Origin of the sequence: Vibrio sp. 10N.222.54.E6 (genome assembly GCF_041473955.1) — a bacterium.
Lineage (GTDB): Bacteria > Pseudomonadota > Gammaproteobacteria > Enterobacterales > Vibrionaceae > Vibrio > Vibrio tasmaniensis_A.
The window spans coordinates 257,371-266,003 of record NZ_JBFRTD010000013.1; the positions used below are offsets into that span (position 1 = coordinate 257,371).

At 41.3% G+C, this 8,633-nt stretch carries 6 protein-coding genes; 1 reads left to right on the forward strand and 5 read right to left on the reverse strand.

The window, feature by feature from the left end:
• Nucleotides 1–14 precede the first annotated feature (14 nt).
• From dndE to AB4513_RS08970, 5 genes are all read right to left on the reverse strand, one after another.
• On the reverse strand, nucleotides 15–362 hold the full coding sequence (dndE, locus tag AB4513_RS08950) for a DNA sulfur modification protein DndE (protein ID WP_017104393.1): 348 nt from the start codon (nucleotides 360–362) through the stop codon (nucleotides 15–17).
• Nucleotides 362–2,380, reverse strand: coding sequence for a DNA sulfur modification protein DndD (gene dndD / locus AB4513_RS08955; protein ID WP_017104392.1), 2,019 nt, complete (start codon nucleotides 2,378–2,380; stop codon nucleotides 362–364). The genes dndE and dndD overlap by 1 nt, the downstream gene beginning before the upstream one ends.
• 8 nt (nucleotides 2,381–2,388) lie before the next feature.
• Nucleotides 2,389–4,194: a DNA phosphorothioation system sulfurtransferase DndC gene (locus tag AB4513_RS08960; RefSeq protein ID WP_017104391.1), complete on the reverse strand. Its 1,806-nt coding sequence runs from the start codon at nucleotides 4,192–4,194 to the stop codon at nucleotides 2,389–2,391.
• Nucleotides 4,191–5,270: a DNA sulfur modification protein DndB gene (gene dndB, locus AB4513_RS08965; RefSeq protein ID WP_017104390.1), complete on the reverse strand. Its 1,080-nt coding sequence runs from the start codon at nucleotides 5,268–5,270 to the stop codon at nucleotides 4,191–4,193. Before dndB ends, AB4513_RS08960 begins: the two co-directional genes overlap by 4 nt.
• A gap of 184 nt (nucleotides 5,271–5,454) precedes the next feature.
• Entirely contained in the window at nucleotides 5,455–7,482 is a 2,028-nt protein-coding gene (locus AB4513_RS08970) for a DNA phosphorothioation-associated putative methyltransferase (RefSeq protein ID WP_017104389.1), read from the reverse strand.
• Between the two features lie 170 nt (nucleotides 7,483–7,652).
• On the opposite strand from AB4513_RS08970, the gene AB4513_RS08975 reads away from it, so the two are divergent.
• Nucleotides 7,653–8,546 carry a YeeE/YedE thiosulfate transporter family protein gene (locus AB4513_RS08975; protein ID WP_017104388.1) on the forward strand — a complete coding sequence of 298 codons (894 nt, stop codon included), beginning with the start codon at nucleotides 7,653–7,655 and terminating at the stop codon, nucleotides 8,544–8,546.
• Nucleotides 8,547–8,633 lie beyond the last annotated feature (87 nt).

Here is an 8,633-nt window from a genome sequence, read left to right on the forward strand (position 1 = left end):
ATTTTGGTATCTGGCTATAATTTACTTGCAAGCACTTCTATAGATTTGTGATTTCTCAGTGAAGCAATTCCATCCTCAACATGAGCAGCCCAAGCTTGTTGGTATTGCTTGGCTTCTAATTCTGGGTAGTACATCTTTAAAACTAACTCAGTCACATCACTAGTTTCACCTAGCCACGTAAACTTATCCAATACTAATGAGCCATCGAGTTTCGCTTCGATGAAGTTGTACCTAAAATCACTCTCTACAGAGCGAAAAAAAGCAATACGCGCAGATACGTTTGGAGTAACCCCTGTATAGCCTTTTAGCTTCTTCAGCTGTTCTTCTGTAGTGCGGGTCAAGTTCATGCGATTAGGTAGCATTATACAGCCTCCTTGGTAGGCTCTTTCCAGAAGTAACCTTGTTTCAGTGATGAAGACTTGGTTGCACCATCAAAGCAGATTTCGTAAGTGCGAGCGATATCATCTTGAATCATGCGGGTGTAATTTTTATCGATCTCGGTGTCTGTCGATAGAATTACAACCTGGTGACTTGCTGTTGGGAAGTAGTTCTCAACCAGCTTATCACGGTGGTGCGAATCCAATCGGCCAAGCGGCGTATCGATAATAATTGGCAATTTACGGCCTGATGTTTTACCTAGCGCTTCAAGGATAGAAATAGCGTAAATTTGCTTTTCACCAGCTGACATCGCTTTACGATTGATCTTAATACCGTGCTCGTCGATTAACTCAACATCAAATGTTACTGGATTAATCGTAGCTGAGATTTTTAAATCTTCTTTTCGTGCAAGATTTTTATATGAAGCCACAAATTCGGATTCAAGTTGTTTTACGCGAGCTTTAGTTAACTGCTCTGAAAACCTATCTAGAAGTAGCATTGCATTTTGGGCATTTGCGACGCTACTGTCTTTATTTGCCTGCTCTCTATTTTTGTCATGAAGCTTTTGAATTTGTCTCGCTGTTTCAAGCGCTAGTCGAAGCTCTCGTTTCGCATTTTCTAATAAGTCATGGTACTTAATAATCAGTTTTTCTTTCTTTTTATCAAGATCTCGTACATCAGAAAATAGTCCTTGGACCTGCTCTTGCTCTGGAGCACGTGCAATGTTGTTGGATGCATTATCAATGTCATCTTCAACTTGTTTTAAGCGAGTTCTAGCTTCATCAAACCGGCGGAGTGACTCTGAGGATTGCTGGTTTACTTGGTAGTCTATGGTGGCGGCCTGACGGTCAGATATATCAAGCAACAGACTTTGCTGAGAAATATCACCTAAATGGTCTGCGAGGCTATCTGTGATGGCTTCCATTGCAGCTGGAGCCGACCCACTTAGGTTGAAGGATAGTTTAGCTCGTAGTGTCTCAAGGAATGAATCTAGTTCTTGGCCAAAGTTTTGTTTTTGTTTGATGCTCTGTTCTTGCTTGATCTTCTCAAGTAATGAAAACATTGTATTTGGAGCAAGTGAAAACGGTAAGCTAGTTTCCATTTCCATACGGATCTGTTTTTCTAACTCGACTTTCTCTTTTAGTAACTCATCAACTTTTAGTGTTTCGGCTTCACGGGTTTTCGCCCATGCGCCACCACTTTGTGAAAGTTTGTTCTCTAAGTTGAGAATGTCATTTGATGTGAGCTCTATTTGAGCGTCAACAATATCCGCTTCTCCACGTAGCCTTTCTGAATTACGCTCATGTTCGATACGCTTGGTATCGAGCGAATCCATTTCTTCGCGGATTGATTGAGTAAGCGTTGAGGAGCCTTGTTTCTTTAGGTAAATACTTAAATCACTCTTAAGCTTCCCAATAACATCTAGCCCTAGTAGGCGACGAACTGCCGTCTTTAAAACCTTCCCTGATTCATCTTCAGCCAAATCAGCGATTTTTTCACCATCAAAGAAGAAAAGATCAGCGATGCCAGTTGGGATTAATTCGTTTAAGAAACCTTGGCATTGTTCGTAATTGAGCTCGGGAATGGGAAGGCCATCTTTTTCGAGGGACAAATTGTCCTTCTTGTCTTTTTTCCAACCACGAATAACTTTGTATGTGTTTTCTTCACCGTTTTGGCTGTATTTAAATTCCAGTTCAATAGATGCATTGTCTTGAACACCACCGTGCCCAACACCCTTATGGATCAAATCACCTAAAGCTTCAATATACTCGCCATTCGACATCAATTGGCCAAACGATTGACGACCAAAAAGAGCCAAACGAACGGCAGTTAGAATTGATGTTTTACCTGCACCGTTTAAGCCACCGAATAAAATGATCGGGCGTTCGGTGCCTTCAATAGCGCCGTTTAAACTAAGACGAGCAGGCGCCGGACGTAAATCTATTTCGTGGTATCCACGAAATACTCTGAAGTTGTTTAACGTTAATTTAGTAATCAGCATGACTTTAATTAAAACTCTTTTAGTAGCTGCTTATCGATATCAATCAATTGTTGATTGTAACGGTCAATTTCTTGCTGGTGAATATCAAACTCTGCCTTGCTTTGTAGTGAGGCATGCTTTTGTTTGATCTCTTCAAGGCTTCCCCAGTCTTGCTTCAGTAGTGAAGCAATCTTATTGTTGATTCCGCTACGTCGACTTAGACCTTCCATTGAGACTTCAAGCTCAATTAGCTTCATTATCATTTCAGGTGCAATATCGAAATCTTCACTTAGCTCGTTGATAATTAGGGCATCATCTTTACCAAAACTTGCATTGTCGTCATAAACCCAATCAAGATCGTAGCCATAAACCTCATTGAAAATAGTCGGTAGGGAGTCATCCCAGTCAGGCTCGTTTGGATCGTGGATCCATTCTTGGCGAATAGCATGTAACTCTGGAACTGTTATAAGCTCAATTTCACGACCTTCAGATTTGTATTTCTTATCGAGCTCCAACAATTCACGCAACCACTGGCGACGATATTTTAGCCAGTAAGGGCCGGGAATAAATCGGATTAAATGCCAAGCAAGTTCTGTAGGATTCGGGTGAGCAGGGGTGCTTTTAACTAACTGATAGGAGTAGTGTTCAAGCAAGTGACCGTCTTGATACAGTCGAACCTGGGTTCCATCATCAGAAATTTCAAGGTGTTGCCCTTCGCCAAGAGTAATGCTACTTTTTACATCCTCAAGAGTTTTTAGCTCGTTACCTTTGTATGATGCTTGGTTTGTCACTTTCCCTGTACGACGCTTAAAGTTTCGGTATTCATCCTTATTTTTTGGAATCCCCGTTTCAGCGAGCATATCTCTGAATTCTAATAAAGGTGACATCCAAGATTCACCGTTTTGAATCAAACTTTCCATAGCGCGGTCTTTAGTTACCACGGTACATGTCCAGCATCCAAAACGAGAATTACCACAAGATGGGGTGGTTTCGTCAATAACCATTGGGCATTCCCCCTGGCCTGAAGAGTCTTTATAAAGATTCCAAAGAACTAAGTTTTTCCCTCCCCAAGGGTTTTCCCACTCAAGATCGTACCGATTGCTCCAGATGTTTTTGATGCCATAAGGTGTTTTTTCGGTTGTTAGATGGCAGAGCCTTAAAATTTTCCACACGTCATCCACACCCCAAGTATCGATGGGTGTAAAGATAAACGCATTGGAAAGAGTTGTATGGCGAGCCAGACGAGAGCCGTCAATTTTATGCTTTGCAATTACTTGAGCACGAGAAGCACTTTCATCACTACGCGAACCTAAAACCACAATAACTTCATCAAACTGAGATACTTTAGATTTTATGAAATCACTGACAGGGTTTATTTTCATTCGCTCTGTACACCATCGGAAAGAACGTGTGGGTGCAGGGTAACCTTTGCCTAATAGACTAGACCAAAAGGTTTGAGAATCTTCAGGGACAACTTTGTGACAAGTGATCGGCAGGTTGTCTCGCTTGGCCCCTTTGCTAATAGCGTCTAAAGAATTGTTAATATGATTAACAACCACAGGGGTTTCGACAAGCGTATCGGAGGTCACAACAAAAACAGGTTTTGAGCGTTCTTCCTCTTTAAGGCCAAGTAGTGCCATGTAGATCAAGGTCATTATTGCAGATGAGTCTTTACCTCCGCTGTAACCAATCACCCACGGTCTTTTATCTGCACAATAGACGCGTTGGACGTCAGCAATATAGTGACTGAGTTTATTGTTTGCGAAATCTTCAGTGTTGATAAATTCTTGATATTCTTCGGCGAGATCTTCCGCCAATTGTAGCTCGTGTATCATGATAACTGCTTCTCTAGAGCTTTTTCTTCTGGGGTTAGTGGTAACCCCAGTTCAATTTTTAGTGCGTTGGCAGTTAGCTGAATATTCATTGTCGACTTACTCAGTTTGCCATGGTTCATACTGCGTTTTATCCATTCAGGATTGGTCTTTAACCAGTCTACGTCAGCTAGTTTTTGTAATTTCTTTTTCCAATCTTTAGGCTCTTGGCACAGAAGGTGTTTTCCTAATACGCCAATTGCATGTAAACCAACACCGTGTGCATGCAAGTACTCTTGACGAAGTTGTGCTGGTGAAATTTCTTTATCGATAACTAGTTGCCAATCTTTGATGTACCGTGTCACTTCTTCCCAAAATTCCGCAGCTAATTTTTTTTCTTCTTCGGTAAAGCCGTCTTTTGGTCCTTTGCTTAAAAGTGCTCTAGTAGATTGCTTTATGCTACTTAAGGTAAAGAGCTTATTCGATTTAGGACTGATGTTGGATTTTTCCATTTCGGTTAGACCAACAAATGGCTTTATATTTTTTGCCAATTCCCTTGCTAGTTCTGAACTTTCATCACGATGATCGTACAACGTGCCCAACGATGGGCTTGGTTTAACCGCATATTTATTTAAGTCCGCGAACATTTGTTGGCTGCGGCCCAAACCTTCATCAATGAAAAACAAAACAGGGATATTGTCTTGGCCTAAATCAGGGTTTTCTCGAAGTGCTTCTTCAATCGCTTTGCGTCGGTGTTGCCCATCATTAATCAAAATTTGAGCATCCATAGGGATCTTAAGTGTTCCTAGATTTGGTGCTCCATCATGATCATCGAACGATATATCAACACCTACCGATGCGGTCAAAGCGGAGAAGACGTATTCTTTGGGATTGTCTAACAAGTATTTGACCATCTCAGGAATACGAGTTTTATTTAGGGTTCTTTGAGCTCTCAGCTCGGGTGGAACGTCATCTTCGTTGTAGCTGAAAATTTTAGGGATAATCCTAAGAGGGCAAGTCGCAATATAGAAGGGGCGTCCTGCTTGAATACCTCTAACGGCAGGGAAAGAGTAACAGTAGCCTGAATCCTGATTTAGCATATTAGCCTCTATATATGTCATTTTAATATGACATATATATTAGTCGGTACGTTATTTTTTGACAAACTAAAGTTTGAGTTTGTTATGTTAGGGCTGGTTTTGTGCGATAAATAACATGAGTATGCCAAAATTAGCGTCGTATTTTACAGCGATGTAATTGAGATTTCCATGTTTTACCTAATTTTTATGAAGGTTTCTTCGTTACCAGATTGAAGCCTTTAATGTGCTTATTGTGTTTACCCAGTAGCGCTTCAAACTCTGCTCTGTTCATTTGCGCTTCTTCGTTGGAATCATAATCCATTAGCAACGCTAAACGCTGGTCAAAATTTTTCTGTTTTTTATACTTCTTATCGTTAGTTTGTATGTATAAGTGTTTGTTGAGTAGTGGCGGCCTACGCTGTTCATTTACGTAATCGAAGAAGTCGATGTCTTGCTCAGCCATCTTGATTTTTATACGCTCAGTTAAAAAGGGCACCGACTTTTCAAAGGCATCATAAGCGGCTAGGGTGAGTTTTCCTGATGTGATGTGAATCTTTATGAGATCAATTTCGTCACCTAGTTCGCCATACATTTGCAACCCTGAACCTACGTATACTCGTAGCAGTAGTGGTAAGTCATCGATAAGGTCTCGATGTAGGATCAGTGAGTGCCCTTCGTTTAGCAGGCTTGCTGGTAGTTGGCCGTGTGCTTTCTCGCATTGCTGATGAATTAAGTCGGTGTCGGCAATCGCAAACAGTAATTCCGCAGCTAGGTTGATTGCGGTTTTGTAATCATCAAACAAGGCTTTGATGTCGCGCTTTAGGGGTTCTGGTTGCAGCGTATAGGGTTTTCTTTTTTCAAACAGTCCCATAGCAAAGTAGAGGAGAAGATCTTCTTTTCGGCTCTTTTCTGCTTGTTTAAATTCTTTGGTATCAAACATCTCTTGCAGTAAGTTAAAGGTTTTTCTGTGTGAGCCTATTAACTCAAGAATTTTGTCAGATTGTTCAAATTCATCATTGGCAGGAATACGCCCTAGTTCTAAGCAGGTGTTCCAAAAGTCATTAAACAAGTCTTGATGTTGAGTAATAAGCAGTTTGGCTTTGTCTTTGGCTTCAATAGGCTCTGGTGACGTCAGTTGCTGCCATTTGTGGCGGCGTTTGTATTTACTTTGCAGGTACTGTTGCTCTTCCAATTTGTCTTTGAAGATATAGAAAATACCAGGTGCGACGGTAATGGCTTCTTCTTGTAAGCTTCTCTCTATGTACGCTTTGATCTCTGATTGCGCGTAGTATTTTTGGAAGGTGTTACGAGAGGTGATGACCCCATCTTTATAAGGTTTGAACTGAGCAATGTAGTTTTCGTTAGCCAGCATGACAGAAACCACTAGAAACTTGTCTGCTAGCTCCCATGCGTCTAGTAGGGCTTCGAGTCTGTCATCTTGATCTTCTATTACGTTAAGAACAAACCCTATGTTTACGATATCAGAACTGGATTTGTCGTTGTCGGGTTGAAAGTTCGGATCCCAACCCAGAGCATCGAGGCCATGTGCTTCGAGCTCTCTTAAATCGTCTCCGCGGCCACAGCCATAATCGAAAATTGAGTGTTCGCCTTTTAAGTAGCCATGTTTAACGAGAGTCTTCATTGGTGCGGAGAGTTCATGACGCACGATGGCGGTTCTGTACCTATCAATCCCAGTTTCTTCTTGCGTTGTTACAGAGGAGCATCGGAATAGTCGACCATCGACAAGCTCGTAACCATTGCGTGCTATTAGGTTTTCCCAAGAACGTTTAAAACCAATCAAACGGCTGTTTTCGTACAGGCCTGCATTCTCGCCTTCTTGTGTGAGTGAAACGAAATGTTCGTAATATTCACTTGTTGGTAAAACCATGGTCTCTTTTCTATGTAAGATCGGTGGGTTTTCAGATTCGCGATAACCTGTAATTTTGTGGCTTAGTTTAGAGAGGTCGACATTGAGGCTCTGTTCTAATGCGGGATAGGAATCAGTATAAAAATTAGGGTAGTGGAGAAGAGATAAACGGAACTCTTTTTTAAACAGCTTAACGAGGTTCCAATCATCTTCATCTAAGTTAACGGCTTTTGCTACGGCAGGAATGAACTGTATCAGTGCATTAGGTAGCGCACTGAATGCATCTTTATGAAGGTAAATCGCATTGGGCAGTTGTTTGCCCATGTTAACCTCAGCCACTAATTTAGAGAATTGATTCACATCCATGTTAGTTGCTCTTTTTAATGTTTATTAGTTTAAAGTACCGAATAGATGCTGTGTGCATTTGAGACATGTCAGTTGATGAGTTGTGAGTTCATGGCGAATTCTTCCAAGAATTGAAGATTCTTAACTATAGTGTTTAGTAATGTCTTTTCAATACCCCCTAAGGCACAACTATGTTGCTTCTATCACTTTTCTTCATCACGGTCATTGGTTTTCTAGCCCAAACTACCGGGCTTTGTATGGTGCGAGGAGTGAAAGAAGCGACAAGCGGAAAACCAGTATTTTTAATCTCAATTCTTTTAAGTGGGTCGTCTGTTTGGTTAGCAATAGCTATCGCATATTTTCTGGAGCAGCCTATTCGCTTGAATAGTAACTTTCCCACGATATTGACGGCTCTTGGAGGGTTTATTTTTGGTTTAGGTGCGGCATTCAATGGCGGGTGCGGAGTATCGACCATTAGTCGTTTTGCCCGAGGTCAGGTAATGATGGTAGCAACAATTCTAGGTTGGCTGGTGTCATGGCTTTTATTCGTTGATCTCTTTACTGATAGAGCAGGGAAGGCATATTTAATCTCCCCCGTTTTGCACATAATGATACTAATTGGTTTATCAGTAATACTACTTGTTGTTGCTTCAAAAAGTGATACTAAAACTCGTAAGCTTTGGTTGTCTATGCTGGGGATCGGTGTCATGGCAGGGCTAGTATTTATTTATGAACCTCATTGGACTCCCAGTGGGTTGTTAAAATCTGTCGGGCTATCGGTATGGAATGGAAATGGAGCTGCTTGGCCAAGATCTGAAAGGTTCTACTTATTCTTTTTTCTTGTGCTTGGCATGGCCATAGCGGCTTTTGTAACGAAATCATTTAGGTTTGAATTTGTGTCATTGATTCAGCTAACTAAGTATTTCTTTTCAGGAACATTAATGGGATTGGGAGCAGTTATGGCCGGCGGCGGAAATGATTCACAGTTACTAGTCGCATTACCTGCGCTATCCGCTGCTGGTCTTGTGGCTACATTGAGTATTGTTATTGGTATTTTTATAGGATTGAAGTTGTTGGATAAATGAGGTGTTAGTAGTGTGCCATTTATCTATTTTAGTGCCGACGCTCTTCAGCTAGGTAGCCACTATTCATTGTTACCTACTCCAATCGAT